The organism is Sphingobium sp., assembly GCA_023266575.1.
Taxonomy (GTDB): domain Bacteria; phylum Pseudomonadota; class Alphaproteobacteria; order Sphingomonadales; family Sphingomonadaceae; genus Sphingobium.
This window is the reverse complement of the sequence record JAHFPV010000011.1, coordinates 69,561-95,793: the sequence shown is the minus strand read 5'-3', so window position 1 is coordinate 95,793 and position 26,233 is coordinate 69,561. Positions and strand designations below refer to the sequence as shown.

General features: G+C 64.2%; 25 protein-coding genes and 1 tRNA gene. 11 read left to right on the top strand and 15 right to left on the bottom strand.

Going from position 1 to position 26,233, the window contains the following annotated elements; translation table 11 throughout:
* Nucleotides 1-33: 33 nt before the first annotated feature.
* The 3 genes from Q0D44_RS12210 to Q0D44_RS12200 form a co-directional block, all read right to left on the bottom strand.
* Nucleotides 34-852 carry a methyltransferase gene (locus Q0D44_RS12210; protein ID WP_294136862.1) on the bottom strand — a complete coding sequence of 273 codons (819 nt, stop codon included), beginning with the start codon at nucleotides 850-852 and terminating at the stop codon, nucleotides 34-36.
* A gap of 96 nt (nucleotides 853-948) precedes the next feature.
* A complete protein-coding gene (locus Q0D44_RS12205) occupies nucleotides 949-2,478 on the bottom strand; it encodes a CpaF family protein (RefSeq protein WP_294136861.1) in 1,530 nt (509 codons plus the stop codon).
* A complete protein-coding gene (locus Q0D44_RS12200; protein ID WP_294136860.1) occupies nucleotides 2,475-4,040 on the bottom strand; it encodes an integral membrane-like protein in 1,566 nt (521 codons plus the stop codon). The genes Q0D44_RS12205 and Q0D44_RS12200 overlap by 4 nt, the downstream gene beginning before the upstream one ends.
* 117 nt (nucleotides 4,041-4,157) lie before the next feature.
* Between Q0D44_RS12200 and Q0D44_RS12195 the strand changes: the two genes are divergently transcribed.
* Together Q0D44_RS12195 and Q0D44_RS12190 are read left to right on the top strand one after the other, a co-directional pair.
* Nucleotides 4,158-5,159, top strand: coding sequence for a glycosyltransferase family 2 protein (locus Q0D44_RS12195; RefSeq protein WP_294136913.1), 1,002 nt, complete (start codon nucleotides 4,158-4,160; stop codon nucleotides 5,157-5,159).
* Nucleotides 5,132-5,857 (top strand): class I SAM-dependent methyltransferase, encoded by a 726-nt coding sequence (locus Q0D44_RS12190; protein WP_294136859.1) that lies wholly within the window; start codon nucleotides 5,132-5,134, stop codon nucleotides 5,855-5,857. The genes Q0D44_RS12195 and Q0D44_RS12190 overlap by 28 nt, the downstream gene beginning before the upstream one ends.
* Here the strand turns inward: Q0D44_RS12190 and Q0D44_RS12185 are convergent.
* Complete coding sequence (locus tag Q0D44_RS12185) at nucleotides 5,849-7,342, bottom strand: hypothetical protein (RefSeq protein ID WP_294136858.1); 1,494 nt, start codon at nucleotides 7,340-7,342, stop codon at nucleotides 5,849-5,851. The two genes, Q0D44_RS12190 and Q0D44_RS12185, sit on opposite strands and share 9 nt — an antisense overlap.
* A 118-nt stretch (nucleotides 7,343-7,460) precedes the next feature.
* On the opposite strand from Q0D44_RS12185, the gene Q0D44_RS12180 reads away from it, so the two are divergent.
* Nucleotides 7,461-7,814, top strand: coding sequence for a YciI family protein (locus Q0D44_RS12180; protein WP_294136857.1), 354 nt, complete (start codon nucleotides 7,461-7,463; stop codon nucleotides 7,812-7,814).
* Between the two features lie 78 nt (nucleotides 7,815-7,892).
* Here Q0D44_RS12180 and Q0D44_RS12175 read toward each other — a convergent pair whose 3' ends face one another.
* The 6 genes from Q0D44_RS12175 to Q0D44_RS12150 form a co-directional block, all read right to left on the bottom strand.
* Complete coding sequence (locus tag Q0D44_RS12175) at nucleotides 7,893-8,147, bottom strand: ATP synthase F1 subunit epsilon (RefSeq protein ID WP_006951519.1); 255 nt, start codon at nucleotides 8,145-8,147, stop codon at nucleotides 7,893-7,895.
* Nucleotides 8,148-8,260: 113 nt separating this feature from the next.
* Nucleotides 8,261-9,706 (bottom strand): F0F1 ATP synthase subunit beta, encoded by a 1,446-nt coding sequence (gene atpD, locus Q0D44_RS12170; protein ID WP_119747278.1) that lies wholly within the window; start codon nucleotides 9,704-9,706, stop codon nucleotides 8,261-8,263.
* Between the two features lie 24 nt (nucleotides 9,707-9,730).
* Complete coding sequence (locus Q0D44_RS12165) at nucleotides 9,731-10,615, bottom strand: F0F1 ATP synthase subunit gamma (RefSeq protein ID WP_294136856.1); 885 nt, start codon at nucleotides 10,613-10,615, stop codon at nucleotides 9,731-9,733.
* Between the two features lie 144 nt (nucleotides 10,616-10,759).
* A complete protein-coding gene (atpA, locus tag Q0D44_RS12160; RefSeq protein ID WP_294136855.1) occupies nucleotides 10,760-12,289 on the bottom strand; it encodes a F0F1 ATP synthase subunit alpha in 1,530 nt (509 codons plus the stop codon).
* A gap of 2 nt (nucleotides 12,290-12,291) precedes the next feature.
* Nucleotides 12,292-12,846, bottom strand: coding sequence for a F0F1 ATP synthase subunit delta (locus Q0D44_RS12155; protein WP_294136912.1), 555 nt, complete (start codon nucleotides 12,844-12,846; stop codon nucleotides 12,292-12,294).
* 182 nt (nucleotides 12,847-13,028) lie between these two features.
* Nucleotides 13,029-14,576 (bottom strand): serine protease, encoded by a 1,548-nt coding sequence (locus tag Q0D44_RS12150; RefSeq protein ID WP_294136854.1) that lies wholly within the window; start codon nucleotides 14,574-14,576, stop codon nucleotides 13,029-13,031.
* Between the two features lie 115 nt (nucleotides 14,577-14,691).
* Here Q0D44_RS12150 and ada point away from each other — a divergent pair, with 115 nt between their 5' ends.
* The 5 genes from ada (at nucleotide 14,692) to Q0D44_RS12125 (ending at nucleotide 19,782) form a co-directional block, all read left to right on the top strand.
* Nucleotides 14,692-15,777, top strand: coding sequence for a bifunctional DNA-binding transcriptional regulator/O6-methylguanine-DNA methyltransferase Ada (ada, locus tag Q0D44_RS12145; protein ID WP_294136853.1), 1,086 nt, complete (start codon nucleotides 14,692-14,694; stop codon nucleotides 15,775-15,777).
* Nucleotides 15,778-15,903: 126 nt separating this feature from the next.
* On the top strand, nucleotides 15,904-16,437 hold the full coding sequence (locus Q0D44_RS12140; protein WP_294136852.1) for a YfiR family protein: 534 nt from the start codon (nucleotides 15,904-15,906) through the stop codon (nucleotides 16,435-16,437).
* Between the two features lie 4 nt (nucleotides 16,438-16,441).
* Nucleotides 16,442-17,665, top strand: a complete 1,224-nt coding sequence (locus tag Q0D44_RS12135) for a diguanylate cyclase (protein ID WP_294136851.1) — start codon at nucleotides 16,442-16,444, stop codon at nucleotides 17,663-17,665.
* A gap of 12 nt (nucleotides 17,666-17,677) precedes the next feature.
* Complete coding sequence (locus tag Q0D44_RS12130; RefSeq protein WP_294136850.1) at nucleotides 17,678-18,163, top strand: OmpA family protein; 486 nt, start codon at nucleotides 17,678-17,680, stop codon at nucleotides 18,161-18,163.
* 92 nt (nucleotides 18,164-18,255) lie between these two features.
* Complete coding sequence (locus Q0D44_RS12125; RefSeq protein ID WP_294136849.1) at nucleotides 18,256-19,782, top strand: hypothetical protein; 1,527 nt, start codon at nucleotides 18,256-18,258, stop codon at nucleotides 19,780-19,782.
* Here Q0D44_RS12125 and Q0D44_RS12120 read toward each other — a convergent pair.
* From Q0D44_RS12120 to Q0D44_RS12110, 3 genes are read right to left on the bottom strand one after another with little or no spacing between them, the layout of a single operon-like run.
* Nucleotides 19,694-19,903 (bottom strand): DUF1289 domain-containing protein, encoded by a 210-nt coding sequence (locus Q0D44_RS12120; RefSeq protein WP_294136911.1) that lies wholly within the window; start codon nucleotides 19,901-19,903, stop codon nucleotides 19,694-19,696. The two genes, Q0D44_RS12125 and Q0D44_RS12120, sit on opposite strands and share 89 nt — an antisense overlap.
* A complete protein-coding gene (locus Q0D44_RS12115) occupies nucleotides 19,903-22,071 on the bottom strand; it encodes a primosomal protein N' (RefSeq protein WP_294136848.1) in 2,169 nt (722 codons plus the stop codon). The genes Q0D44_RS12120 and Q0D44_RS12115 overlap by 1 nt, the downstream gene beginning before the upstream one ends.
* A 45-nt stretch (nucleotides 22,072-22,116) precedes the next feature.
* Entirely contained in the window at nucleotides 22,117-22,779 is a 663-nt protein-coding gene (locus tag Q0D44_RS12110; RefSeq protein ID WP_294136847.1) for a DUF2490 domain-containing protein, read from the bottom strand.
* A 132-nt stretch (nucleotides 22,780-22,911) separates the two neighbouring features.
* Here Q0D44_RS12110 and fsa point away from each other — a divergent pair, with 132 nt between their 5' ends.
* Nucleotides 22,912-23,565, top strand: a complete 654-nt coding sequence (fsa, locus tag Q0D44_RS12105) for a fructose-6-phosphate aldolase (RefSeq protein ID WP_006949896.1) — start codon at nucleotides 22,912-22,914, stop codon at nucleotides 23,563-23,565.
* A gap of 60 nt (nucleotides 23,566-23,625) precedes the next feature.
* Here fsa and Q0D44_RS12100 read toward each other — a convergent pair.
* Nucleotides 23,626-23,702: transfer RNA gene (locus tag Q0D44_RS12100), tRNA-Arg, on the bottom strand.
* Between the two features lie 68 nt (nucleotides 23,703-23,770).
* Here Q0D44_RS12100 and Q0D44_RS12095 point away from each other — a divergent pair.
* Together Q0D44_RS12095 and Q0D44_RS12090 are read left to right on the top strand one after the other, a co-directional pair.
* Nucleotides 23,771-24,490, top strand: coding sequence for a queuosine precursor transporter (locus Q0D44_RS12095; RefSeq protein WP_294136846.1), 720 nt, complete (start codon nucleotides 23,771-23,773; stop codon nucleotides 24,488-24,490).
* A 64-nt stretch (nucleotides 24,491-24,554) separates the two neighbouring features.
* The gene (locus tag Q0D44_RS12090) at nucleotides 24,555-25,478 is read left to right on the top strand and encodes a sensor domain-containing diguanylate cyclase (RefSeq protein ID WP_294136845.1); all 924 of its coding nucleotides are present in this window, start codon (nucleotides 24,555-24,557) and stop codon (nucleotides 25,476-25,478) included.
* Here Q0D44_RS12090 and truA read toward each other — a convergent pair.
* Nucleotides 25,475-26,218 (bottom strand): tRNA pseudouridine(38-40) synthase TruA, encoded by a 744-nt coding sequence (gene truA / locus Q0D44_RS12085; protein ID WP_294136844.1) that lies wholly within the window; start codon nucleotides 26,216-26,218, stop codon nucleotides 25,475-25,477. The two genes, Q0D44_RS12090 and truA, sit on opposite strands and share 4 nt — an antisense overlap.
* Nucleotides 26,219-26,233: the final 15 nt, after the last annotated feature.

Genomic DNA, 26,233 nt, shown 5'->3' with positions numbered 1-26,233 from the left:
GGTTGCGCCGTGGCGCAACCGGGTTGGGTCTATTTACAGCGGCTTGACGAATTTGAGCGTCATGCGGTCGCTTTCGCCGATCGCCAGATATTTGTCGCGATCGACATCCTTGTTGGTCAGCACAGGGGGCAGGGTCCATACGCCCTTGGCCCAATCCGCCGTATCCTTGGGATTGGCGTTGACTTCCGACGCGCCGACATAGGTGAAACCGGCGGCCTCAGCGATGCGGCGGATGGTCGAGACTTTGAGATAGCCGCTGGTCTTTTCCAGCGCGCTGTCGCGCCCTTCGGGCAGGCGATGATCAACCACGCCCAGCGTACCGCCGGGCTTGAGCATCGCAAAGAAGGCAGCGAAGGTCGCCGCCTCCGTGCCGCCCATCACCATATTATGGACATTGCGGAAGGTCAGCACCGTGTCCACGCTGTTGGCAGGGATGGCGGCGGTCGCTTCGGGATAGGGAACGACCGTCACCTTGTCATAGACGGTCGGCTTGGCGGCCAGGAATGTCTTGTAACCGTCCAGATATCGGCCGGTGGGTTGCAGCGCGTAGAATTTGCCCTGATCGCGCAGCAAGGGCGCCAATATTTCGGTGTACCAGCCGCCGCTTGGCGCATATTCCACCACAGTCTGGGTCGGTGTCACACCGAAAAAGGCCAATGTTTCTGCCGGGTGGCGATATGTGTCGCGCAGGACATTGGTTGGCGTGCGGCTGGGCGCGGCGACGGCGGCGGCAATCGGGTCTGCCGCCTTGTGCGCGGCATGATCGCCATGGCCGGCATGTTGGGCCAGCAGGGGCAGGGCAGGCAGGGCAAGGCCGGTCAGCAGCAGTCCGGCACGGGCGAGACGGTTCATCGGCAGTCCTCTCTTGATAGGTCAGGAGAGGGGTGTGCCGGTCGTAGCGAGTGGAAGCAAGGGGGCTGGGGGGAAATCCCTGCCAGCCATGATTCCTTACAGGCAGGCTTCCAGGAAAGGCTGGTCGAAGCCGAACATGCGCGCCTTGTCCAGCGTATAGGGACGCAAGCCCATCGACCGATATTCGCCGACGATTTTGCCGCTGTCATCCTCGTCATGATATTCGAACTTGAACAATTCCTGGGTGACGATGACGTCGCCTTCCATGCCGATCACCTCGGTCACGTTGGTGATGCGGCGCGAACCGTCGCGCAGACGCTTGACCTGGATGATCAGATCGACCGAGTCGGCGATCTGCTTGGAAATGGCTTCCTTGGGGATTTTAATGTCCCCCATCAGGATCATGTTTTCCATACGGCCCAGACATTCGCGGGGTGAGTTGGCGTGGAGCGTACACATGGAGCCGTCATGGCCCGTGTTCATCGCGGCGAGCAGATCGAAACATTCCGCGCCACGAATTTCGCCTAGAATGATCCGGTCCGGGCGCATACGCAGGGCGTTCTTGACCAGATCGCCGATGGTGATGGCACCATTGCCCTCCAGATTGGCCGGGCGGGTTTCCAGCGGCAGCCAGTGCGGCTGTTGCAACCGCAATTCGGCGGCGTCCTCGATCGTCAGCACGCGCTCACCCGGATCGATCATCTTCGACAGGGCATTGAGCATCGTCGTCTTGCCCGAACCGGTGCCGCCCGAAATGACGATGTTGAAGCGGCAGGCGCCCGCAATCTTGAGCGCCGTCGCCATTTTGGGACTCATCGCGCCCCATTGAGCCAGCATGTCGATGGTGATCGGTTTGGCCGAAAATTTACGAATCGAGATGGCGGTGCCGCGCAAGGACAGCGGCGGCACGATGACGTTGACGCGGCTGCCGTCGGGCAGGCGGGCGTCGGCCAGCGGCGTGGTCTGGTCGACTCGGCGGCCGACCTTGCTGACGATCCGCTGCGCGATCTGGAACAGATGCTCCTCGTCCCGAAACTTGATCGGGGCAATCATCAGCTTGCCCTTCTTTTCGATATAGGTCTGGTCCGGGCCGTTGACCATGATGTCGGTCACGTCCGGGTCGGACAGTAACTCTTCGAGCGGCCCCAGGCCCAGCAGTTCATCGACCAGCACCTTTTCCAGCGCGAACTGTTCGCGCCGGTTGAGGGTGAGCTTCAGCTCCGCCAGCACTTCCATGATGATCGGGCGGAATTCCTCGGCCAGCTCATCCTTGGTCAGGGTTGCAGCAGCTTCAGGATCGACGCGCTCCAGCAGGCGGGGCAGCACCTGTTCCTTGATCTTGTGGACGCTGGCTTCAAAACCCTGCGGTCCCGCGTCTGCTACATGCTCGTGATTGGCGCGGTCCGACAGGCGCTGGATCGCATCGGCATTGCGCTGCATCTGGCTGGTCGGCGCGGTGAGCGGATCGAAGCTGGTTTCGCCGGGTAGGGCCGCGATGTCGAGCGGGGGGAACTGGTCACCGCCCCGCGGTTCGTCCTTGGGCGCGCTTCCGCCTTGCATCGGCCGGGCGACGCCAAAGCCGGGCTTGATGCCAGCAGGTCCATTTTTCCGTCCAAAGGCGCTCATAGGTCTCCGCCAGTAATTCGCGATCGAAGCCGCCCGAAAGAAGGCCGATCAGATAGGGCTTGGGAAGGTGAATAAGATGGAAACTTTGACAAATGGCTAATGGCCCGGCGACGGATCAGCAGCGCCAGCCCCAGCAGCGCGATCAGGCTGATCGCCGCGCCGACTTTTTCCTGCCACAGCCGCACCCGTTCGATGCGATAGGTGCCGGGCTGGGCATCGAAGCGGATCAGCGGGCCGTGGCTTGCCACTGCCTGGCCATCGCGTGTCACCTGCCAGATCGGAAAGGCGGCATGGCCGATCGTCACGGGGCCGGGGCGAGTGATGGTGATGCTGTCGCCGCGCGGGAGGCTGGCATAGCGGCCAAGGTCAGTCCAGCGATCGACCCGATCGACCAGCGCGGCATCAAAGCCTGCGGGCAGATATTCGGGCGCGTCGGGCTGGTGCCGATCGATCCTGGCATAATCGACCGGCATGTGCAGCAGGGCGTTGGCGATCAGGCCGGTGAGCAGCAGCGGGAAGGCCAGCACCACGCCCGCGCCGATCGCGATAATGCGGCGGGGCGGGCAGGCGGCAATCGCGGTGATGGCGGCAAATTCGGTGATGGCGAGGATACGCCATGGGAATTGCACCTTGTCGAGCAGATCGATGCTCCACAATGACGGGATCAGATTGACCGCCGCCAATGCGGTGCCAACCGTGATCGCAGTCCATAGCGATCGCGCACGCCAGGCGAGCAGGACGAGGCCCAGCGCGATACAGGGGAACAACTCCACATCCTCGCGCCAGATCGACCAGCTGCTTGCCTGATATTTGCCGGTCCACAGCAAAGCGGTGGACATATGCGACTGGAGCGTCGCGGCGGGCAGCAGATAGAAAGCGGCAAGCGCAAAGGCGAGCAGCCCGGCGATAAGGCCAGGCAGCAATGTCGTGCGATCCTGCAAGATCCGCTGGAGCATCAGCGGCGCGATCAGGAACAGGCCGGTCAGCGTCGCCAGCGGCAAATGGGTCAGGATCAGCGCGGCATAGGCGCTGGCGAGGAGCGCCACCCCGCGTCGTGACGGCAGCCAATGGATGCCCAAGGCGATCAGCGGCAACCAGACGAACCCGGCAAATTCCGCCAGCGCGCCACGGACATAGAGGTCGAACAGATGATAGGGCGCAACCATATAGAGCGCCGCGCCCAAGAGCGGTCTTGTCCCGCGCTCGGCCAGCCACGCATATATGGCCAGTCCTGACGCGATCATCAGCAGCAGGCCAGCGCCGGTGATCGCCTGCCCCACGGTGAGGCCCATCGCGTTCAGCCCGCCCGACAGCCAATAGGCCAAAGGCGGGTAGAAATAGAAGGTGGGGCTGCCCAGCCCCTCGAAACTGCGCGGCAGCCAGCGTTCATAGAGATGCCCCGCCGCCATCTGCTCGCCGAAATGGCGTGTCCACATATGATTATAGAGATGGCTGTGCGTCGCGCCCGGTCCCCATAGCAGGGCAGGCAGCATCAGCACACACCCCAGCAGGATCAGCGTCCAGACCGGATGACGGCTGGCAAGGGAGGCGATGGCGCGCATGGGCCGGTGATGGCGCAATATGGTAAATGAAGCGTAAGGATGGCGGCGCGCCCTTACCTTCCATTAACCATTATGGCCGATAGCAGAGGCAGCTTTTCCGTGAGGATCATCGCGCCCATGCGCACCCTGTCGATCGTCATCCCCGTCTATAATGAGCAGGACAGCCTGTCGCTGTTTCTGGAGGTGGCGCGTCCGGCGGTGGGGCGTGCGCTGGCGCTGATCGGCGCGGATGCACGGGCCGAATATCTGTTCGTCGATGACGGCAGCAGCGATCGCACCGGCGACATATTGGCGATACTGGCGCGGCTGAACCCGGATGTGCGTTGCGTCACTTTGTCGCGCAATTTCGGCAAGGAAGCGGCGCTTGCGGCTGGGATCGACCATGCCTGCGGCGACGCGGTGATCCCGATCGACGTCGATTTGCAAGACCCGCCGGAGGTGATCGTCGATATGGCCCGCCACTGGCTGGCAGGCGCGCAAGTCGTCAACGCCCGCCGCACCGACCGGTCCACCGACGGCTGGTTCAAACGGACCAGCGCGCGGGGTTTCTACCGCCTGCTCAATCGCCTGTCCGATTATCCCATCCCGGAAAATGTCGGCGATTTCCGCCTGCTCGACCGGCAGGCCGTGGACGTCATCAAGCAATTGGGCGAACAGGCGCGCTTCAACAAGGGGCTGTTCAGCTGGATCGGCTTTCGCGTCGCTACGGTCGATTATGTCCGTGCCGCGCGCGGGACGGGGACGACCAAATGGCGGCTGGGCAAGCTCTGGTCGCTGGCGATCGACGGCATTACCGCATCGACCACCATGCCGCTGCGCATCTGGTCCTATATTGGCGGCGGCATTGCCTGCCTGGCCTTTGCCTATGCCGCCTTCCTGGTCGCGCATACGATCATCACCGGGGTCGATACGCCCGGCTATGCCTCCATCATGGTCGCGGTGCTGGGGCTGGGTGGGCTTAATCTGCTCAGTCTGGGGATCATCGGCGAATATCTTGGCCGGGTTGCGCGCGAAGTGCGGCAGCGGCCGCTTTATGTCGTCGCGGATCAGTCGGTCGCGCCGGTCGCAACGCCAATCAGGGATGAGGATCAATGGACCGATCAGCCTATGCGAGCCTGAGCGCGCAGGAGGGGAGCCATTGGTGGTTCGTCGCCCGCCGCGCCATTTTGGACGCGCTGATCCGCACCCGGATCGCGCCGCGCGCCGACGCGCGCATATTGGAGGCGGGCTGCGGCACCGGCGGCAATCTGGCGATGCTGGCGCGCCATGGCCGCGTCGATGCGCTGGAATATGATGATGACGCGCGCCGCCACGCCAGCGAACGCGGTATCGCCCGGATCGAGCCGGGAATGCTGCCGGGCCGGATCGGTTTTGACGGTGCCCGCTATGACCTGATCGCGCTGCTCGACGTGCTGGAGCATGTGGAGGAGGATCGCGCCTCGCTTGCGGCATTGCGCGTGCGACTGGCGGAGGGGGGGCGGATTTTGCTCACCGTTCCGGCGGTGCCCTGGCTCTGGTCCGACCATGACGTGCTGCACCATCATAAGCGCCGCTATACGCTGGCCGGGCTGCGCAGAGTGGCGCAGGAGGCGGGACTGAAGGTCGAGGCGATCGGCTATTTCAACAGCCTGCTCTTTCCCCTCGCGGTCGCGACCCGCACCGCGCACCGCTTGCTGGGGCGCAAGGGCGGGCTGGACGCCCAGCCATCGCCACCCGTCAACGGCGTGTTGAGGCGGATATTCGGCTGGGAACAGCATCTGCTTGGCCGGGTGCGCTTCCCCATCGGCCTGTCGCTCTACGCGATCTTGTCAGTCTGACGGATCGTCAGGATGGTGCCATGGCCCTTCCCAGCAGCGGGCGGGTTCGGTGGTGCTGACCGGGGCCGGATTGGCGGGCCGCACCAGCGGCGGCATCTTGCCCAGCGGCGCGACATAGGAATCGATCGGGAAATCGCCAAAACTCTGGTGCCATGCCTTGAACAGGCTACATCGGACCTGCGGCGCGCCGGGATGCGCCAGCGCCCGGCGGATTTCCACAATGCCAGTGACGGACCCGATCGCCAGCAGCACGACCAGCGGGGCGCGCGCGCGCGGTGCGCCGAGAAGGGCATCGGCGACCATGACCGCCAATATCATCAATGCGCAGATCGATCCGCGCATCATGAAATCGGTGGACGCGCCAATCTGGACGAAGGGAATGGCGATCAGCCAGAGGGCCAGCATCGTCAGCGTATCGCGGCCAAAGCGCGGACGATGGACCAGCAGCGCCAGGGGCGCGACATAGACCAGCACCTCCAGCAGCTCGAACAGACCCCATTGCAGCGGCGACAGCGCCATCAGCCGCACGCCGACCCCATCGCCTGCCGCGCTCAGATAGAGCAGGCCGGGGATGCAGAGAAGGGTGGTGAGCGCGGGGAGGACGATGTCAGCGGGGTGGAGCGCGCCTGCTCGCAAACTCCTTATCCCCGCCAGTGCGGCAAAGGGCATTGCCCCCATCAGCCCCAGCGGCGACCAGAGCGCGGTCAAAGGCAGCAGCGTCAGATAGACGCCGAGCGGCAGCTTCTCCGCCCGCCACAGCAGGAAGCCGAGCGCGCCGATCCAGCCCGACAGCGCATGTTGCGGCACCCAGAAGGCGAGGGTGATGGTCGATGAATATTGGAGATAGGCCCAGTTTTCGAGATGATCCGACAGCCCGCCGCGAAACAGGATGCGCCCCAGCGCATCAAGGCCGCTGAACCCGATGACGACGACCAACGCGATCAGCCTGGCGCGGCGCGTCGCAAACAGGGTGGACCCCAGCGCCAGCAACGTGCCGAGCAGCAGGCTGTTCTGGACCAGCAGCGCGATGTCGGCGGCGCGCTCGCCCAGCGTCTTGGCCGCCAGTGCGGGGATCAGGAACATGCCAATCGGCGCGCGCAGCAGGTCGGGTTCGCCGCGTGCGCTATAGACGAAGGGCCAGGGATTGACGCTCATGTCGCGCAGCACCGCGAACCGCACCTGCCAGTCGATATTGGCATAGAAGAAGCGGCCCTCTCCCCCCAACATCAGCAAGATCGTCGCAACCCCGATGCAGAACATCCATGTCGTAGGCGTTGGCCCGGCAAAGCTGCGCGCCGATCGGACGACAGCAACGCAGAGCGCCGCTACCAGGAACGCCCCCAGCCCATAGGCCCAGAGCGGCATGACATCCAGAAAGCGCCACAACAGCAGCTGGCCGACGCCCAGCCAGCCGACCAGCAGGGCGATCAGCCAGCCGCCGGGCAAAGGGCGCGGAACGGCACGGGCAGGGGACGGGGCGGTCATCGGCCCTGTTCATGGCAAGGCGGGGGAGGCGCGGCAATCGGCGATTGATGATGCGTAATAATTGTTGCGGCCCGTCCGCCGATTGCAGAGACTGACATGCGCGATCGGGAGGCAAACAATGCGTGTGATGGTGCTGGTGAAGGCGACGCCGGATAGCGAAACCGGCCTGTTCCCCGAACCCTGGACGAGCGAGATGATGGCGGCGATGGGTCGCTATAATGACGCCTTGCGCGACGCTGGCATATTGGTTGCCGCTGATGGCCTTACTCCCACATCGCAGGGCAAGCGCATCGCATTCGACGGCGCGGATCGCACGGTGATCGACGGGCCGTTCACGCCCAGCCGCGATCAGGTGGCGGGATTCTGGCTCTGGAATGTCAGGGACATGGACGAGGCGGTCGCCTGGGCCAAGCGCTGTCCCAATCCGATGCCTGGACCCAGCGAGGTCGAAATCCGGCCCTTTTACGAGTGACCGCCCAACAAAAAGGGGCGCTGTCGAGCGCCCCTCTGGATCACCGTGCCGCGTCGGGCCGGTTGTCAGGTGCCGTGATCAGCCGGCTTTTTCGGCCAGGACCGTCAGACCCTTTTCATTGACCTCGGCAAAGCCGCCTTCGACCGGGATGATTTCCGGCGTAGAGCCTGCGGTCGCGTAGATCTGGATGCTGCCGTCGCGCACGGTCGACATGAAGGGCGCATGACCCTCCAGCACGCCGAAGTCGCCATCGGTGCCGGGCACCACGACCTGATAGACATCCTCCGACCGGAAGAGCTTTTCGGGGGTCACGAGTTCAAAATGCAGTGCCATTTTTCTTACTCCCCCCTCCCTTTAGGGAGGGGTCGGGGGAGGGGATGTTGGTCAGGGATCGCCCATGACAGGCCTTCCCTAACCCCTCCCGCAAGCGGGAGGGGAATTTGGATTTACGCCGCCTCGGCAGCCAGCTTCTTGGCCTTTTCAATGGCCTCGTCGATGCCGCCGACCATGTAGAAGGCGTTTTCGGGCAGATGGTCATATTCGCCATCGACCACCGCCTTGAACGACTTGACCGTGTCCTCGACCGCCACGAACTTGCCGCTGATGCCAGTAAAGACTTCGGCGACGTGGAAGGGCTGCGACAGGAATTTCTGAATCTTGCGCGCGCGGGCGACGGTCAGCTTATCCTCTTCGGACAGCTCGTCCATGCCCAGAATGGCGATGATGTCCTGCAGCGACTTGTACTTTTGCAGGATCGACTGGACCGCGCGGGCGGTGTCATAATGTTCCTGGCCCACAGTGCGCGGCTCCAGCACGCGGCTGGTGGAGTCGAGCGGATCGACCGCCGGGTAGATGCCCAGCTCCGAAATGGCGCGGTTGAGAACCGTCGTCGCATCAAGATGCGCGAACGAGGTCGCGGGTGCCGGATCGGTCAAATCGTCCGCGGGAACATAGACCGCCTGCACCGAGGTGATCGACCCCTTGTTGGTGGAGGTGATGCGTTCCTGCAGCTGGCCCATGTCGGTCGACAGGGTCGGCTGATAGCCCACGGCCGACGGAATACGGCCGAGCAGAGCGGACACTTCCGCGCCTGCCTGGGTGAAGCGGAAGATGTTGTCGACGAAGAACAGCACGTCCTGATTTTCGACGTCGCGGAAATATTCCGCGATGGTCAGACCCGACAGGGCGACGCGGGCGCGCGCGCCGGGCGGCTCGTTCATCTGGCCGTACACGAGCGCGACCTTGGAGCCTTCGGAGATGGCATTGCCATCGGCATCCTTGGCGATAACGCCCGCGTCGAGGAATTCGTGATAGAGATCGTTGCCCTCACGGGTCCGCTCACCCACGCCCGCGAACACCGACGTGCCGCCATGGCCCTTGGCGATGTTGTTGATCAGTTCCTGAATGAGAACCGTCTTGCCGACGCCCGCGCCGCCGAACAGGCCGATCTTGCCGCCCTTGGCATAGGGGGCGAGAAGGTCGATGACCTTGATGCCGGTGACCAGGATCGAGCTTTCGGTCGACTGATCGACGAACTCAGGCGCCTTGGCATGGATCGGCGAGCGCATTTCGGTCGCGACCGGGCCGCGCTCGTCAATGGGTTCGCCAACGACGTTCAGGATGCGGCCGAGCGTGGCGGGGCCGACGGGGACGCTGATCTGCGCGCCGGTGTCGGTCACTTCCTGGCCACGGGTCAGACCTTCGGTCGAATCCATCGCGATGGTGCGGACGGTGTTTTCACCCAGATGCTGGGCGACTTCCAGCACCAGACGCTGGCCGTTATTGCTGGTTTCCAGCGCCGAAAGAATGAACGGGAGCGCATCGGGGAAGGTCACGTCGACGACAGCGCCGATGACCTGCGAAATGCGGCCTACATTGTTGGTGGTTGCCATGACTGCTTCCTTGCGTGCGTGTGCTTAGAGGGCTTCAGCGCCCGAAATGATTTCAACGAGTTCGGTGGTGATCGCGGCCTGGCGGCTGCGGTTATACTGGATCGTCAGCTTGTTGATCAGGTCGCCTGCGTTGCGCGTGGCGTTGTCCATCGCGGTCATCGACGCGCCCTGTTCGGATGCGTTATTTTCCAGCAGCGCCTTGAACAGCTGGATCGCGACGTTGCGCGGCAGCAGGTCGTCCAGGATCGCTTCCTCGCTCGGTTCATATTCGACCGTCGCGGCGATGGCGTTGCGGTCAGCGTCGGCGGGGATCCTGACCGGGATGATCTGCTGTTCGGTCGGGATCTGGGCGAGGGCCGACTTGAAGCGCGAGTAGAAGAGGTGCGCGACGTCGAACTTGCCGTTCAGATACATGTCGGTCAGCTCGCCCGCAATGGCGTGCGCCTGATCATAGCCGGGCTGCTTCGCGCCGGTCGTGTCATATTGGGCGACGATCTGGCCGGGATACATGCGGTTGATGACCGGACGGCCCTTGCGACCGATCAGGTAGAATTTGACCGTCTTGCCCTGCTCGATCAGCTCGTCGGCCTTGGCGCGCGCGGCCTTGACGATGTTGGCGTTGAACGCGCCAGCAAGGCCACGGTCGGAGTTGGCGACGACCAGCAGATGCACGTCATCCTTGCCGGTGCCAGCCAGCAGCGGCGAAGCGCCTTCGCCCGAACCGCCCGCAATCTTCGAGGCGAGCGAGGCGACGACGGCTTCCAGACGGCTGCTATAGGGGCGCGCGGCTTCCGCTGCGGCCTGCGCCTTGCGTAGCTTCGCGGCGGCGACCATCTGCTTCGCCTTGGTGATCTTCTGGGTCGATTTGACCGACCCGATGCGGATCTTCAGTTCTTTGAGGCTAGCCATCTCAATCCCGTGTTTCCCTCTCCCTTGAGGGAGAGGTAGTGAAACTTGGCGGCTTGCCGCCTAGTTGAACTAGGAGAGGGTGGTCCGCCCAATTGGCGTCGTACACCCTCACCCAACCCTCTCCCTCAAGGGAGAGGGCTTATGTTACGCGAACGTCTTGCCGAAGCTGTCGAGCGCGGCCTTCAGCTTGCCCTTGGCGTCGTCGCCCAGATCCTTGGTGTCGCGGATCGTGGTCAGCACGTCGGCATGATCGTGGCGCAGATAGGCCAGCATCAGCTCTTCGTAACGGGTCACGTCCTTGACAGCGACGCTGTCGAGATAGCCGTTGGTGCCAGCGAAGATCGACGCGGTCTGCTCTTCGAAGGGCAGGGGCGAGAATTGCGCCTGCTTGAGCAGCTCGGTCAGGCGCGCACCGCGGTTCAGCAGCTTCTGGGTCGATGCGTCGAGGTCCGAACCGAACTGGGCGAAGGCCGCCATTTCGCGATACTGGGCCAGCTCCAGCTTGATCGAGCCGGACACCTTCTTCATCGCCTTGGTCTGCGCGGCGGAACCGACGCGCGACACCGAGAGGCCGACGTTAATGGCCGGACGGATGCCCTGATAGAAGAGGTTGGTTTCCAGGAAGATCTGGCCATCGGTGATCGAGATCACGTTGGTCGGGATATAGGCCGACACGTCGCCCGCCTGGGTTTCGATGATCGGCAGCGCGGTCAGCGAACCCGAACCATTGTCGCTGTTCATCTTGGCCGCGCGCTCCAGCAGGCGGCTGTGCAGATAGAACACGTCGCCCGGATAGGCTTCACGGCCCGGAGGACGACGCAGCAGCAGCGACATCTGGCGATAGGCGACGGCCTGCTTGGAGAGATCGTCATAAACGATGACCGCGTGCATGCCATTGTCGCGGAAGTATTCGCCCATGGTCACGCCGGTGTAGGGCGCGAGATACTGGAGCGGGGCGGGCTCCGAAGCGGTCGCGGCGACGACGATGGAATATTCCATCGCGCCATTTTCTTCGAGCTGCTTGACGATCTGTGCGACAGTCGAGCGCTTTTGGCCGATCGCGACATAGATGCAATAGAGCTTCTTGCTCTCGTCATCGCCAGCGTTTGCGGCCTTCTGGTTGATGAACGTGTCGATCGCGACGGCGGTCTTGCCGGTCTGGCGATCGCCGATGATCAGTTCGCGCTGGCCACGGCCGACGGGGACGAGCGTGTCGATGGCCTTGAGGCCGGTCTGCACGGGTTCGTGGACCGAGGTGCGCGGGATGATGCCGGGCGCCTTGCGCTCGACGCGCATACGCTGGTCGGATACGATCGGACCCTTGCCGTCGATGGGATTGCCGAGGCCATCCACGACGCGACCCAGCAGACCCTTGCCGACCGGAACGTCGACGATGGTGCCGGTGCGCTTGACGGTGTCGCCTTCCTTGATCTCGCTGTCCGAGCCAAAGATCACGACGCCGACATTGTCGGCTTCCAGGTTCAGCGCCATGCCCTGAATCCCGTTGGCGAATTCGACCATTTCGCCCGCCTGGACGTTGTCGAGGCCATGGACGCGGGCGATGCCGTCACCCACGGTCAGCACGGAACCGACTTCGCTAACCTGCGCTTCGGTGCCGAAATTGGCGATCTGGTCCTTGATGACCTTCGAAATTTCTGCGGCGTTGATATCCATGTTCAGCCTTTCATCGCCATAGCGAGACTATTCAAACGGGTACGAATGGAGCTGTCGATCATCTGGCTGCCGATCTTGACGACCAGCCCGCCCAGGATCGCGGGGTCAACCTTGGCATCGACGGCGACGTCGCGGCCGACACGGGCGCGCAGGCTTTTGCCCAGCGCCGTGATCTGCGTCTTGGTCAGCGGATGCGCGCTGGTGACTTCGGCGCGGGCCTCACCGTTGTGATTCGACAGCAGGGTTTCATAGGCGCGGATGACGGCGGGAAGCTGGCCAAGCCGGCGGTTCCCGGCAAGCACGCCCAGAAATTTCGTGGTCAGGGGATCGATCCCCATAGAGGATGCGACTGCACTGATCGTCTTGCCAGACGCATCGCGGCTCAGCACGGGGCTGTTGATAAGCGCTTTGAAATCAGGCGATTGGGCAATCGCCGCCTTCAACGCGGCCAGGCTTTCCGCCACGGTGTCGAGCGATTGGCCGTCGCGTGCCAGATCGAACAGCGCAACCGCGTAGCGGCCGCTGAGGCTGGCCTGTATCCCGCCGGTAGTCTCCACGCGCTTACCGTCCTCCATTTGATGTGCCGGTCATGCAAAGAGGGGGGAGCAGTTACGCCCGTCCCCCTTGTTGTGGGGCCGGTTAGCAGCGCGATTATGACTATGCAAGTCATGCTGCGCGATTCCGTCAATAGTGCGAGATCACTGGCATTTGACTGAGTTTTTCTGTGAGCGCGAATCGACTATTGTGCGGGATCGGCCGGAGCAAGCCGACCTTTCTGGCAATGATAGACAATCCGCTCATTGGGCTGGGCCGGGACCAAGGCCGCCATTTGCGATTGCAGCGCGGCGACCCGGGCCAGCGCCTCCGGGTCGCTGCCACAGGCGGGAATCGGCTTGTCGCCCACCAACGCCCGCGCCTTGGCCATCGTATCCCCATCGGGCAGCCAGCGATCGACGCGCAGCACGCCATTGACCGGATCGAAGCGGCTGGAGGCCAGATAATGGCCGTCCGCCGGGATGGTGACGCGCTGCCATCCGATGCCGCTGGCGACATATTGGGTGTCGCCATTGACGCACCCGCCTTCGGCCCAGTTAAAGCCGATATCATTGGGTTGCGACAGGGTCAGGCGGCTTCGCGCTATGTCGACCTTGCAGATATTGTCGCCCGCCCAGGCGAAGGCGGCATTGCTGACGACGCCCCCGTCCTGCGCCACGGCGACCTTCTCGTCGATGCTGGCGAAGCTGGGTTTGAAGAAGAATAGCCCCAGCGCGCCGAACAGTAGCAGCCCGCCGGTCGCCAGCGCCCAGGTCGCATGTTTCTCACGCTTCTGGCTGTAGAACAGCCCGCCAGCGCCCAGGCCCAGCACGGCCAGCGCCAGCAGCATAGCGGCCCCGGCCATGGCGTTTTCGCGCGCGGAAATGACCTCCCGCTCGGCAGTATCGCGGGCGCGATCCATCGCCTGTTGGCGCGCGCTGTCGCTGGCGCGCAGCTTCTGCTCGCTCATCGCCGATTCGCGCTGGAGGATGGCGGCTTCGGCCGAATCGGCGTCGGCAAAGGAGCGGCACGGTACGACGGTATGGAGCGACGACACGCCTGCCTGCCGCAGGAAGGAGGCGATTTCGCGCCAGGACACGGCAAAGCCGAACTCCGCGTCGCTGCCGTCGGACACAGAACCGAAGCTGTTGACCCCCAGCACCCGACCGCAATCATCGACCAGCGGCCCGCCGCTGTTTCCAGCAGCCAGCGGCGCAGTGTGCAGCAACGTGTCGAAGCTGCGGCTGGCGCGGCCCGCCGATATGTTGCCGCTGGTCTTCACCGTCGCCACCGGCTCGACCATCTGCTTGAGGCCCAGCCCCTGCGCCCGGTCGACCGTGCCGGGATAGCCGATCGCGGTGACATGCTGGCCATCGGTCACGGCACCGGCATAGAAAGTGCTGACCGGCAGGCTGCCCTGTTCCAACTGGATGAGGGCGAGGTCGTTGCCCGGCGAAAAGGCGATGATCCGCCCGCCATAGGTCTTGGCCCCTTCGGACGGGATGATGCCGATGACGAGATTCTTCTCCTCACGCGCCAGTTCCACGACATGGGCGTTGGTCAATATCTTGTCGGGCGCAACCGCCAGCCCGCTGCCATGCCCGACAAAATAGGCTTCGCTGCCATCGGTCGCGACCAGCACGACACGGACGACGCCCCGCGCGGCAGCGGCGATGTCCTGCTGCTCGGCATGGGAGGCGACCGGCGCTGCAAGAGCGAGCGCCAGGAGGATGAAGCGGAAAAGAGCGATCATATGGGGCGCATACATATGCGAAGGCGGGCGTTGCGCAATCGGGAAAAGTGCGTGGTTTTTTTTGAACGCAAGGCGCGGGAAGCATGGCCAGCGGTTTCGCTTTATCCCATAACCCATGAACCAGATGACCCGCCTGTCCGCCGCCTCGATCGCTCCGGCACCCCTGATGCCCGATCCCGACCAGTGCTGGGCGGCGGTGTTGCGCCGTGACCGGGCGATGGACGGGCGGTTCGTGGGCTGCGTCGCCACCACTGGCATCTATTGCAAGCCCAGCTGCGCCGCGCGCCACCCGAAGCGTGAGAATATGAGCTTCCTGCCCGATCCCGCTGCGGCGCGCGCGGCAGGTTTTCGCGCCTGCCTGCGCTGCCGCCCGGACGAAACGGGGCGGGATCAGCGGGCAGTGGCGGACGCGATCGCCCTGATCGAGGCTGCGGAGGACACGCCCCGGCTCGACGTGATTGCTGCTCATGTCGGCTACGCCCCGCATCATTTCCATCGCCTGTTCAGGCGCGAGACCGGGCAGACCCCGGCGGGCTATGCACGCACGCTGCGGGCCGACCGGCTGAAGGCGGCGCTCGATGCGGGCGGCAGCGTGACGGCGGCCATTTATGAGGCAGGCTATGCCGCGCCCAGCCGCGCTTATGCCGATGCGGCCTCCCACCTGGGGATGACGCCCAGTGCCTGGCAGGCGGGCGGACGTGGCGTCACCATCCGCTGGCGCAGGATCGACAGCAGCCTTGGCCCGATGCTCGTCGCCGCCACGGACAAGGGGCTGTGCCGTATCAGCTTTGACGAGGGCGAGGCGGCATTGCGCGCGCGCTTCCCCAATGCCGATCTGCAATCCGCCGACGCCGCGCTCGATCGGCTATCCGCTGCGGTGGTGGCGCTGGTCGATGATCCGGGCATAGCGCCGGACCTGCCCGTGGATATCGCCGGCACCGCTTTCCAGCAGGCGGTCTGGTCCGCGCTGCGCGCCATTCCCGCCGGGCAGACGCGCAGCTATGGCCAGATCGCCGCGGCCATCGGTCGCCCCGGCGCTGTGCGGGCCGCGGGGAGTGCCTGCGGCGACAATGCGCTCGCGGTCCTCATCCCCTGTCACCGCGTCCTGCGCAGCGATGGCACGGCGGGCGGCTATGCCTGGGGCGTGGAGCGGAAGCAGGCGCTGCTGGCGCGGGAGCATGACGTTTCGGCCACGGATTGAACCAATCTCCGCCAATATCGGAACGATGTCGTCACAAGCGGTTGACTTCGCCACGGATTGGGCGATTTTTACGGCTGATTAACTAATCGTCGGGCCGGATCATGGCCCGCTGGGTTGGGGCGGGGATTGCGACTTCTGCTGTTTTGGCTTTTGCTGCTGGCGCCGATAGCGGCGATGGCAGCGCCGGTGTTCCAGCCAGCCATGATGCCGCTGGGGTCGGGGCCAGACCGTATGGCCGCGGGCGCGGCGCGGATGACCGACGCGATACTGGAATTTACCCGCTGGCCTGTTGAAAAACCGCTGGTGCATCTGTGCGTCGTCGGCGTGGCCGATCATGCCGGGCAACTGGACGAGATCAGCCTGTCCAACGGCGCGCGCGTGCAGGTGAGCCGCTTGCCTGATCCGGGCGCAGCGACGCAGTGTGATGCCCTGTATATCGGTCGGATGGCGGCGCTTGATAATCGGCGGCTGCTGACGGCGGCGCGCGGCGCGGCGGTGGTGACGATTGCGGAGGCTGATGCCGATTGCCGCAGCGGGGCGATGTTCTGCCTGCTCTTCACGCCGCAAGCGCTCAATTTCCAGCTCAATATCGATGCCGTGTCACGATCTTCCGTACGGATAGATCCCCGCGTATTGCGCCTGTCGAAAGGGGGCTATTGAGGCCATGACCCGTCCGGCTGCCCCACTCATGCCAACCCTGCGCCAGATATTGGCGCGGGTTCACACACGTCTCATCCTGTTTGCCGTGCTGATGGCGGGCGTGACCCTGATCGCAGCGGGCGTCCTGATCATGCGCGATTATGCCGAACGCAATCTGGCGCTGGTGGCCCGCACTGCCAGCTACACGATTGAGCCAGCCCTTTTGTTCGATGACATGGCGGCGGCACAGGATGGCATCGCGATGGTTGCCAATGGCCAGGGCGTGCGCTTGGTCGAGGTGCGCGACAATCAGGGACGGTTGATGACGCGCTGGATCAGGCCCGACGCGGGGGCAATGGCGCGCCTGGAGGCGACGGCCGGAAAATTGCTATGGCCATCGCCTGTGACGGAGCCAGTCCGCCATGGCCGGGACGTTATCGCCCGGCTGACCGTCCATGGCGATGCCGGTGCGATCGGTCGCTATCTGCTATCGGGCGTCGTCATCGCGCTGGCCTGCCTAGGCCTGACCGTCATCGCCACGCAAATCTTGGCGCGTAGGCTGCAAAAGGATGTGACCGGGCCGCTGGCGCAGATCGCCGACGTTGCCCATGCTGTGCGCGTGGAAAGGCGCTTCGACATGCGCGTGCCGAGCGCTGACATTGCCGAAGTCGATCAACTGGCGCGTGATTTCAATGCATTGCTGGACGAATTGCAGCAATGGCACGCAGGGCTTCTGTCCGAAAACCGTCAGCTGGAGCATCAGGCGACGCGCGATCCGCTCACCGGTCTTGGCAATCGCGCCATGTTCGAGCGGCAGTTGGCGGCATCGGTCGAAGCGGCGGAACAGACTGGTCAAGGCTTTGCGATCATCTATGCCGACGTAAACCGCTTCAAACAGGTCAATGACGGCCATGGCCATGATGCGGGCGACGTGATGCTGATCGTCATCGCCGCGCGCCTGCGCGCCGCCCTGCGCACTGGCGACCTGGCTTTCCGGCTGGGCGGAGACGAATTTGCGCTGATCCTGGCATCGGACACGACCCGCGAGGTGGTGGAGGCACTTGCCGCGCGGATCGACACCAGCATGGAGCAGCCGATCATGCTGCCCAGTGGCCAGAGCATCCAGTCGTCGCTCAGCCTTGGCTGGGCACTATATCCACAGGACAGCGCCGACCCACGCGATCTGCTGCGTCACGCCGACGCGGCCATGTACGCGGCCAAGGGACGCCGCCACGCAACCACCGATTGACGGATATTCGTAATGCGCCCAATTCTCGCCCTGCTGTCTGCTACCCTTGTCCTGACGGGATGTCAGACCGTTCCTGATCGCGGTGGCTTTACCCCGCGCCAGCAGGCGACGCTCCGGCAAAACGGGTTTGAGCCGGTCGGCGATGGCTGGCAGTTCGGCATGGCCGACCGGCTGCTGTTCGCTACCGATGAAAGCGTGCTGATCCCGGCCCAGCATGTCGTGATCGGGCGCATGGCCCAGGCGCTGGTGGCGGTCGACATTCGCGGCGCACGGGTGGAAGGTCATACCGATTCAACCGGGTATAATGATGCGCTGTCGCTGAAACGCGCGCAGGCGGTCGCTGACGCGCTGCACAGCGGGGGCATGGCGCAGGGGGCTCTCCGGGTGGTGGGCATGGGCGCGCGCATACCGGTGGACAGCAACCGTTCGGCTGATGGCCGCCGCGAAAATCGCCGCGTGGTGGTGATCGTGTCGCCGACCGATGCGATCCGCCCCTGATCGACCCTATCGGAACAGATCGCGATGGAATTTCCTTTCTATTCATGCCCTTCTCCGCCATTCTTAAGTCGGGGATATTGCAAGGGAGCGGGATGATGCGGACAGCGGCAAAGGTCATGCTGGCCATGATGCTGGCCTGGACGGCGCTGCCCGGCACGGCGCAGGCAGCGTGGTGGCAGGCGAAAAGCCGCCACTTTACCGTGTACAGCGAGGGCAATGACGAAAAGCTGCGCGGCTTTGCCGAACGGCTGGAGAAGTTCGATTTTCTGCTCCGGCGGCTGTACAATGTGACCGACCCTGAACAGGGCAGTCCGGTGCTGGTCTATCTCCTGTCCAACGATCGGAAGGTGCAGAAGCTCGCGGGCAATCCGAATATTGGCGGCTTTTACACAACGTCGGACCGCACCGCCTTTGCCGTGCTGGCGCGCGGTGACAAGACCGGCACATTTGATTTCGGCGCGGAGGAAATCCTCTTCCACGAATATACCCACCATTTCATGCTGCACCATTTCCCGGCCGCCTATCCCGCCTGGTATGTCGAGGGATTTGCCGAGTTTTTCTCGGTTGTAAAATTCCCCAAAAGCGGCGCGATCGAGTTTGGCCATGTGCCAATGGCGCGGTTGCCCGGACTGGTGCTGGGGCAGCCCTATCCGGTCAAATATCTGTTTGCCCATGACACGGGCGATCTCAGCCGGCGTGACGGTGACCGTTATTATGGCACCGCCTGGCTGCTCACCCACTTTTATCAATATAACAAGACGGAACGCCGCAAGGAAATCGCCAGCTATTTGGAGGATTTGGTGAGAGGCGTGCCGGACCGGTCGCCTGACAGCTATTTTGAGGGCGGGCTTGACGGTCTGGAAAAGGATCTCAGAGCCTATATGCGCCACCGACTGTCGGCTTCATCGCTCAAATCGAACGAGATGAAGATTGGCGAGATCGTCGTCAGCCCGGTCGATCCGGCGCAAGGCGCGCTGATCGAGGATGAGCTGCGCCTCATCAATCGGCCCAAAGAGGACGAACTCCCCGCCATCGTCACGGCCATTCGCGTAACTGCCAGCAAATTTCCCGATTCCGCCTATGCCGCCGCGCTGTTGGCGGAAGCGGAATGGGCGGCGGAACAGAAGGACGCAGCGCTGGCCGATGCCGATCGGGCGATCGCGATCGACGCCACATTGTCGCGCGCTCATGCGGTCCGTGCACAAGTCCTGCTGGAGCGCGCGCATGACAGCGACAAGGCGGAGGATTGGAAGGCGGCGCTGACCGCCATCGTCCGCGCCAACCGCGCCGATACGGAGGACCCGGTGCCGCTGGCGCTCTTCTACCGCTATCACGCGATGCGCGGGGGCAAGATGCCCGACCTTGGTTATGATGGCCTGTACAAGGCCTTCACCCTGTTGCCGCAAAGTTCGGACTATCGCTTCAATTTCGTCCACGCGATGGCGGCGCGGGGCGACTATGCCACCGCCTCGCTGCTGCTCGATCCTATCGCCTATTCGCCCCACGCATCGGACATGCGCGAGGCGGCGATCAGGTTGAAGGCGGAGCTGGACGCCCAGGCAGCGGCGAAGTCGGGGGAGAAGGCGAAGAAACCGGGAAATCCCGCACCCGCGCCATGACGGCGGCGCGCGCTTCGTCGCCCATGCTGCGCCAATGAACGATCTCGTCGATCGTGCGCCCGCACCCTGTGCAGACACGCGCCGCGTCCAGCGCACAAAGGTTACGGCAGGGCGTGTCCATCACATGAAACTGTAGGGATCAACATCCACCGCCACGCGGGTGCTGGATTTCCACACGATATTGCCCAGCCATTCGCGGATCGCGGCCTGTATGTCGACCTGCCGCGTCGCGTGGATCAGCAGCCGGTGGCGATGGCGACCGCGCAGGACGGACAGCGGCGCAGGGGCAGGGCCATAGACCCGCATCCCCTCAATCAGCGGGGCCGACTTGCCGATCAGCCGCGCGACCTGCGCCGCCTCATCGGCATCCTCGCTCGAAATGATGATCGCGGCGAAGCGGCCGAAGGGCGGGGCGTTGGCGCGGCGTCTATTCTCCGTCTCAACCGCATAGAATCGCTCGGTATCGCCCTCGATCAGCGTCTTGATCACTTCGCCTTCGGGCATCCGCGTCTGGATGAACACCCGTCCCGGCTTTTGCCCGCGTCCCGCGCGTCCAGCCACCTGCATGATCTGCTGGAAGGTCCGCTCCGACGCGCGCAGATCGCCGCCCTCCAGCCCCAGATCGGCGTCGATCACCCCCACCAATGTCAGATTGGGGAAATGATAGCCCTTGGTCACCAATTGCGTGCCGACGATGATGTCCACGTCGCCCGCCTCCACCGACTTCACGAAATCGGCGACCCTGGCGGGCGAAAATAGCGTGTCGGACGTGACGATGGCGGTGCGCGCCTGAGGCCATAGCGCCTTCACCTCATCGGCGATCCGTTCCACCCCCGGCCCGCAGGCGACCAGACTATCCTCCTCCTTGCACTCCGGGCAGAAGCGCGGCGCGGGGACGACATGGCCGCAATGATGGCAGGCCAGCCTGTGGGTCAGCCGATGCTCGACCATCCAGGCGGTGCAATTGGGGCATTGGAAGCGATAGCCGCAATGGCGGCACAGCGTCAGCGGCGCATAGCCGCGCCGGTTGAGGAAGAGCAGGCTCTGTTCGCCCTTGGCCATGACCTCGTCGATCGCCTTGACCAGAGGCGGCGCGATCCAGCGGCCGCGTTCGGGGGGATCTGTCAGCAGGTTGATCCCCTCGATCTGCGGCATCTCCGCCCCGCCATAGCGCGACGGCAGCTTGATCTCGCGATAGCGGCCCAGTTCGACCTGATGCCGCGTTTCGATCGCCGGGGTGGCCGACGCCAGGATGACCGGGAATTTCTCGATCAGGCCGCGCATCACTGCCACGTCGCGGGCGTGATAATGGACGCCATCCTCCTGCTTGAAACTGGCCTCGTGCGCCTCGTCAACGACGATCAGGCCGAGCTTCGGATAGGGGAGGAATAGCGCCGACCGTGCGCCGACAACTACCTGCGCCTGTCCGCTGGCAATCGCCCGCCAGGCCCGCCGCCGCTCGGTCTGGCGCAGGCCGCTATGCCAGTTGACCGGGATCGTGCCGAAGCGCGCCTCGAACCGCTCCAGAAACGGCTCGGTCAGCGCGATTTCGGGCAGCAGCACCAGCACTTGGGCGTTAGCGCGGATGGCGGCGGCAATCGCCTCGAAATAGACCTCGGTCTTGCCCGATCCGGTCACGCCATCGAGCAGGAAGGGCGCAAAATCATGCGCGCGCACGGCGTCCGCCATCGTCGCTGCCGCGTCCGTCTGCGCCGCTGACAAAGCAGGCGGGGCATGGTCCGGGTCGGGCGCGGGGAAGGGGGTGTCGACGCTGACTTCGATGGCGTCGAATATATCCTGCTTGATGAGGCCGCGAATAACCGCGTCGCTGACCCCGCCGATCAGCGCCAGTTCGCGGATCAGCCCCTGCCGCTCGCCGATCCGCTCCAGCGCCTGCGCACGTTGATCGGTCATGCGATCGGGCTGGCGGCCATTGGCCTTATATTCGATGACGGTGCGCGTCCCCTCCAGCGCCGCCATCGACGCCAGCGCCATGCGAAGCACGGCGGCGGGGGGCGACAGATAATAGTCCGCCGTCCATTCGATCAGCCGCCGCAGTGTTTCGGGCAACGGTGGGGCGTCCACCACTTCGATCAGGTTGCGCAGCCGATTGTCGCCCACGCTGTCCACATCGGGGAAACTATCCTCTTCCCACACCACGCCGACCAGCTGGCGGGGCCCAAGCGGCGCGACGACGATGCTGCCGGGCTTGACGCTCATCCCGTGCGGCACGCGATAGTCGAGCGGCCCCAGGGCAGCGTTGAGCAGGAGGACACGGGCGCGGGACATGCCCCGTCCTTAGCGCCTAGCGCCCGGCAGGCAAATGCCGCCTGCCTACATTCGCACGCTCAGCGTCAGCCATGGGATATGCGCGACGACATCGGGCCGACCGTCGCGGAAATTCTGCTGCCGCATATAGAGCAATTGCGCGTCCACATGATCGCTGATCGGGTGGCGCAGGCCGATCTGGTGCCGCATTGTCGCAAGCCCGGTCTTGTCGCTGGGCCGTGCGCGGTTGAGGTGAAAGAATATTTCTGTCGCGGCGATCGCCGTCCATTTTTTCGCCCGGTCCAGCGCCACACTGGCCTGCACACGCTGGCGCAGCCGCCAGCTGGCGGTGTCGGCATTATCGAAGAAGCGCTGCTCCATCCGGGTGCGGGCCAGCCACATGCCTTTGGTCAGCGTCACCTGCTGATGGAAGCGTAATTCCTGATCGACCTCGCTCTTCAGATAGGCGAAGCCGCCGCCTACCTGCACCAGTGGCGTCAGGCGATGGTCGATCGCGATCCGCGCCAGAAACTGCTCACCCCCACTGCCTGCGTCGGATCGAGCGCGCTGGCTGGAATCGATGGTCACCAGATCGGCCTTGCTGGCCCGGATCATCGCCGTTTCCGTGATCCACATTTGCGATTCCTGGGTCGCGGCGATGGCGGGCGATGCGATCGCCATGGCCGGCAGGACGCCTGCAAGCAGGCGGAAGTGCAATAAGCGGAGCATGTCTGGTCCTTTGGAAAGGTGCCCGCGCTGTAACCGTCCTGACCCGGCGATACAATCACCCGATCCGACATGGCCAATCCCCCCGCCAGCCGCTAAAGGAACCGGATTCGCCTATCCCCGGAGCCGCATCCCATGAAATTCTTTGTCGATACCGCCGACACCGCCGAAATCCGCGACCTCGCCGCCACCGGCCTGCTCGACGGCGTCACCACCAACCCTTCGCTGATCCACAAGTCGGGCCGCAAGTTCCTGGAAGTGGTCGAGGAAATTTGCGGGCTGGTCGATGGTCCCGTCTCCGCCGAAGTCGTCGCGCTCGATCATGAGACGATGATGAAGGAAGCCGCCGTCCTGCGGAAGATCGCGCCCAATGTCTGCATCAAGGTGCCGTTGACGATCGACGGCCTCAAGACTTGCAAGGCGCTGACCGACGATGGTGTGCTGGTCAATGTGACGCTGTGCTTCTCTGCCAATCAGGCGCTGCTCGCGGCTAAGGCGGGCGCCAGCTTCATCTCGCCCTTCGTCGGCCGTCATGACGATAACGGCTTTGACGGCATGGCCCTGATCCAGGACATCCGCCTGATTTACGACAATTACGGTTTCGACACCGAAATCCTGGTCGCCTCGGTCCGCCACCCCATCCATGTGCTGGAAAGCGCGCGGATCGGCGCTGACGTGATGACCGCGCCGCCCGCCGTCATCAAGGCGCTGTTCAACCATGTCCTGACCGACAAGGGTATTGCAGGCTTCCTGGCCGACTGGGAAAAGACCGGCCAGACCATCCTCTGATCCATGATCGCCGGGTGCGTGGAACCACGCGCCCGGCTCGTGACCGTGATCCATGGTGGATGGTGACCCCGGCGTGACTCGAACACGCAACATCCCGCTTAGAAGGCGGGTGCTCTATCCAGTTGAGCTACGGGGCCTTGGGCTGGCTCGATAGCGGCGGCGGGGGCGGCTTGCAATCGCTGGTCTGTGCGATATGCACGTTGCCATGATCGACGGGGCGGTTCACAAAATCGATGCAGCTGCGCTGGCTGGCCGCCCGCTGCGCTATTTCGACTTTGTCATGGCGGCCTTCGTCGTCATCTTGCTGCTTTCCAACCTGATCGGCGCGGCCAAGCTGTCGACGCTGGGCGGCGTCACCTTTGGTGCAGGCATCCTCTTCTTTCCGCTGGGCTATGTCATCGGCGACGTGCTGACCGAAGTCTATGGCTATGCCCGCGCGCGCCGCTGCGTCTGGGCCGGTTTCGTCGCGATGCTGTTCATGGCGCTGATGAGCTGGGTCGTGGTCGCATTGCCACCCGCGGCGGGCTGGCCGGGGCAGGCTGCCTACGAAGCGGTGTTCGGCAGCACCTGGCGCATCGTATTTGCCTCGCTCGTCGCCTTCTGGGCCGGGGAGTTTGCCAACAGCTTCGTCCTGGCCCGCATGAAAGTGCTGACGCAGGGCAAGCATTTGTGGATGCGCACGATCGGATCGACCGTCGTGGGGCAGGGGGTGGACAGCCTGCTTTTCTACCCGCTCGCTTTCTATGGTGAATGGAGCAATGCGCAGGTGCTGACCGTCATGGTCACCAACTGGGGGATGAAGGTTGGCTGGGAAGCGGTGCTGACGCCGGTCACCTATGGCGTGGTCAACATGCTCAAGCGGCGTGAGGGGCTGGACGTCTATGACGAGGGCACTGATTTCACCCCCTTCCGCGCCCGGCTCTGACTTTTTGTCCGTTTGTGTGATGGGGTAAAGTCCCTGTTTACCCCCGCTGCCGCATGTAGGGGGCATGAGCAGGCAGTCGCACCGGCAGTTCCACGAATCGAACATGAAGAAGGACGGGCTGGATGCGCCCGTCGAAGCGACCGCGTTGCGCCGGTTCGAGGCGACCTTTCTCCACGCGCCGGTCGGCATCGCCCATGTCGGGCTGGACGGCGGCTTCCTGCTGGTCAACCCGCGCTTTTGCGAGATTAGCGGCCATGATGCCGACACGCTGATGCGCACCGGCTTTCAGCAGATCACCCATCCCGACGATCTGGATACCGATCAGTTGCTGCTCGCGCGCCTGAATGCCGGGGACTTTCCGCGCTATACACTGGAAAAGCGCTATATCCGCGCTGACGGCACGATCATCTGGATCAACCTGACCGTCGCGATGGTGCGCGATGCGGCGGGCCATCCCGAATTTTACGTCGCGGTGATCGAGGATCTGTCCGAACTGCGTCAGGCAAGTTTCGAGGCGGTGCATGATCCGCTGACCGGGTTGCTCAACCGGCGCGGTCTGGCCGTGCGCGCCAATGCCATATTGGCCGACGCCGCGCGCCTCGGTACGCCGGTCAGCCTGTTGTTTCTTGATCTCGACGGCTTCAAGCAGCTCAACGACAGCCGGGGCCATGCGGTGGGCGACGCCTGTCTGGTGGCGGTGGCAGCGCTGCTATCGCGTCATGCCGGAACCAGCGACGCGGTTGCGCGCGTGGGGGGCGATGAATTTCTGATGCTGATCCCCACACTGGACGCAGGTTCCGCCGCAGAACGGGGCGAAACGATCCGCCTCGCACTGGGCGCGCAGGGCATCGGCGTCAGCGGATCGTTCGGGCTGGCCACAGGCAGCGGCACGACCGATCTCGACCGGCTGATCGACAGCGCCGATGGCGCGATGCTGGCCGCCAAGCGCGCGGGCAAGAACCAGCTGCGGGTCGCGACCCTGCACTAAGCCGGGTAATCGGCGCGCACGAAATAGAGGCCGTCGGGTGGCGCATTCAGCCCCAGCGCGGCGCGATCCGCGGCCGCCAGCGCATCGCGCAAATCATCCGCCGACCATCGCCCCATCCCCACATAGACCAGACAGCCCACCATCGATCGCACCTGGTGATGCAGGAAGGACCGCGCGGCGGCATGGATCGCGATGCGGTCCCCCTCCCGCTCCACCGCCAGCCGGTCGAGCGTCTTGACCGGACTGGCCGACTGGCAATGGGCCGACCGGAATGTGGTGAAATCATGCAGCCCCACCAGCGCCTGCGCCGCCTCATGCATCGCGCCTGCATCGAGCGGCTGTTTCACCTGCCAGGCCAGCCTCGCCTCGAAGGTCAGCGCCGCGCGGCGATTGACGATGCGATAGACATAGGATCGGCCCATGCAGGAAAAACGCGCGTGCCAGTCGTCCGCCACCTCTTCACACGCCAATATCGCCACCGGTTGCCGTCCCAGCCGTGCGTTGATCGCCTCCATCAGGCGAAACGGCGTGATCGCCTTGGCCACATCGGCATGGGCGCGCATCGCCAGCCCATGCACGCCCGCATCGGTGCGCCCGGCGGCATGGACCGCGACCCGCTCGCCGGTGACGGCATGGATCGCATCCTCGATCGCCTGCTGCACGCTCGGCCCATGCGCCTGTCGCTGCCACCCCATAAACGGCCGTCCGTCAAATTCGACGGTGAAGGCAAAACGGGTCATCGCTTAAGGCCGTTC

What these genes read in the sequence shown, in the direction of transcription:
- Q0D44_RS12210 (WP_294136862.1), bottom strand. Translation starts at nt 852, where the DNA reads ATGAACCGTCTCGCCCGTGCCGGACTGCTGCTGACCGGCCTTGCCCTG.
- Q0D44_RS12205 (WP_294136861.1), bottom strand. Translation starts at nt 2,478, where the DNA reads ATGAGCGCCTTTGGACGGAAAAATGGACCTGCTGGCATCAAGCCCGGC.
- Q0D44_RS12200 (WP_294136860.1), bottom strand. Translation starts at nt 4,040, where the DNA reads ATGCGCGCCATCGCCTCCCTTGCCAGCCGTCATCCGGTCTGGACGCTG.
- Q0D44_RS12195 (WP_294136913.1), top strand. Translation starts at nt 4,158, where the DNA reads ATGCGCACCCTGTCGATCGTCATCCCCGTCTATAATGAGCAGGACAGC.
- Q0D44_RS12190 (WP_294136859.1), top strand. Translation starts at nt 5,132, where the DNA reads ATGGACCGATCAGCCTATGCGAGCCTGAGCGCGCAGGAGGGGAGCCAT.
- Q0D44_RS12185 (WP_294136858.1), bottom strand. Translation starts at nt 7,342, where the DNA reads ATGACCGCCCCGTCCCCTGCCCGTGCCGTTCCGCGCCCTTTGCCCGGC.
- Q0D44_RS12180 (WP_294136857.1), top strand. Translation starts at nt 7,461, where the DNA reads ATGCGTGTGATGGTGCTGGTGAAGGCGACGCCGGATAGCGAAACCGGC.
- Q0D44_RS12175 (WP_006951519.1), bottom strand. Translation starts at nt 8,147, where the DNA reads ATGGCACTGCATTTTGAACTCGTGACCCCCGAAAAGCTCTTCCGGTCG.
- atpD (WP_119747278.1), bottom strand. Translation starts at nt 9,706, where the DNA reads ATGGCAACCACCAACAATGTAGGCCGCATTTCGCAGGTCATCGGCGCT.
- Q0D44_RS12165 (WP_294136856.1), bottom strand. Translation starts at nt 10,615, where the DNA reads ATGGCTAGCCTCAAAGAACTGAAGATCCGCATCGGGTCGGTCAAATCG.
- atpA (WP_294136855.1), bottom strand. Translation starts at nt 12,289, where the DNA reads ATGGATATCAACGCCGCAGAAATTTCGAAGGTCATCAAGGACCAGATC.
- Q0D44_RS12150 (WP_294136854.1), bottom strand. Translation starts at nt 14,576, where the DNA reads ATGATCGCTCTTTTCCGCTTCATCCTCCTGGCGCTCGCTCTTGCAGCG.
- ada (WP_294136853.1), top strand. Translation starts at nt 14,692, where the DNA reads ATGAACCAGATGACCCGCCTGTCCGCCGCCTCGATCGCTCCGGCACCC.
- Q0D44_RS12135 (WP_294136851.1), top strand. Translation starts at nt 16,442, where the DNA reads ATGACCCGTCCGGCTGCCCCACTCATGCCAACCCTGCGCCAGATATTG.
- Q0D44_RS12130 (WP_294136850.1), top strand. Translation starts at nt 17,678, where the DNA reads ATGCGCCCAATTCTCGCCCTGCTGTCTGCTACCCTTGTCCTGACGGGA.
- Q0D44_RS12125 (WP_294136849.1), top strand. Translation starts at nt 18,256, where the DNA reads ATGATGCGGACAGCGGCAAAGGTCATGCTGGCCATGATGCTGGCCTGG.
- Q0D44_RS12120 (WP_294136911.1), bottom strand. Translation starts at nt 19,903, where the DNA reads ATGGACACGCCCTGCCGTAACCTTTGTGCGCTGGACGCGGCGCGTGTC.
- Q0D44_RS12115 (WP_294136848.1), bottom strand. Translation starts at nt 22,071, where the DNA reads ATGTCCCGCGCCCGTGTCCTCCTGCTCAACGCTGCCCTGGGGCCGCTC.
- Q0D44_RS12110 (WP_294136847.1), bottom strand. Translation starts at nt 22,779, where the DNA reads ATGCTCCGCTTATTGCACTTCCGCCTGCTTGCAGGCGTCCTGCCGGCC.
- fsa (WP_006949896.1), top strand. Translation starts at nt 22,912, where the DNA reads ATGAAATTCTTTGTCGATACCGCCGACACCGCCGAAATCCGCGACCTC.
- Q0D44_RS12095 (WP_294136846.1), top strand. Translation starts at nt 23,771, where the DNA reads ATGATCGACGGGGCGGTTCACAAAATCGATGCAGCTGCGCTGGCTGGC.
- Q0D44_RS12090 (WP_294136845.1), top strand. Translation starts at nt 24,555, where the DNA reads ATGAGCAGGCAGTCGCACCGGCAGTTCCACGAATCGAACATGAAGAAG.
- truA (WP_294136844.1), bottom strand. Translation starts at nt 26,218, where the DNA reads ATGACCCGTTTTGCCTTCACCGTCGAATTTGACGGACGGCCGTTTATG.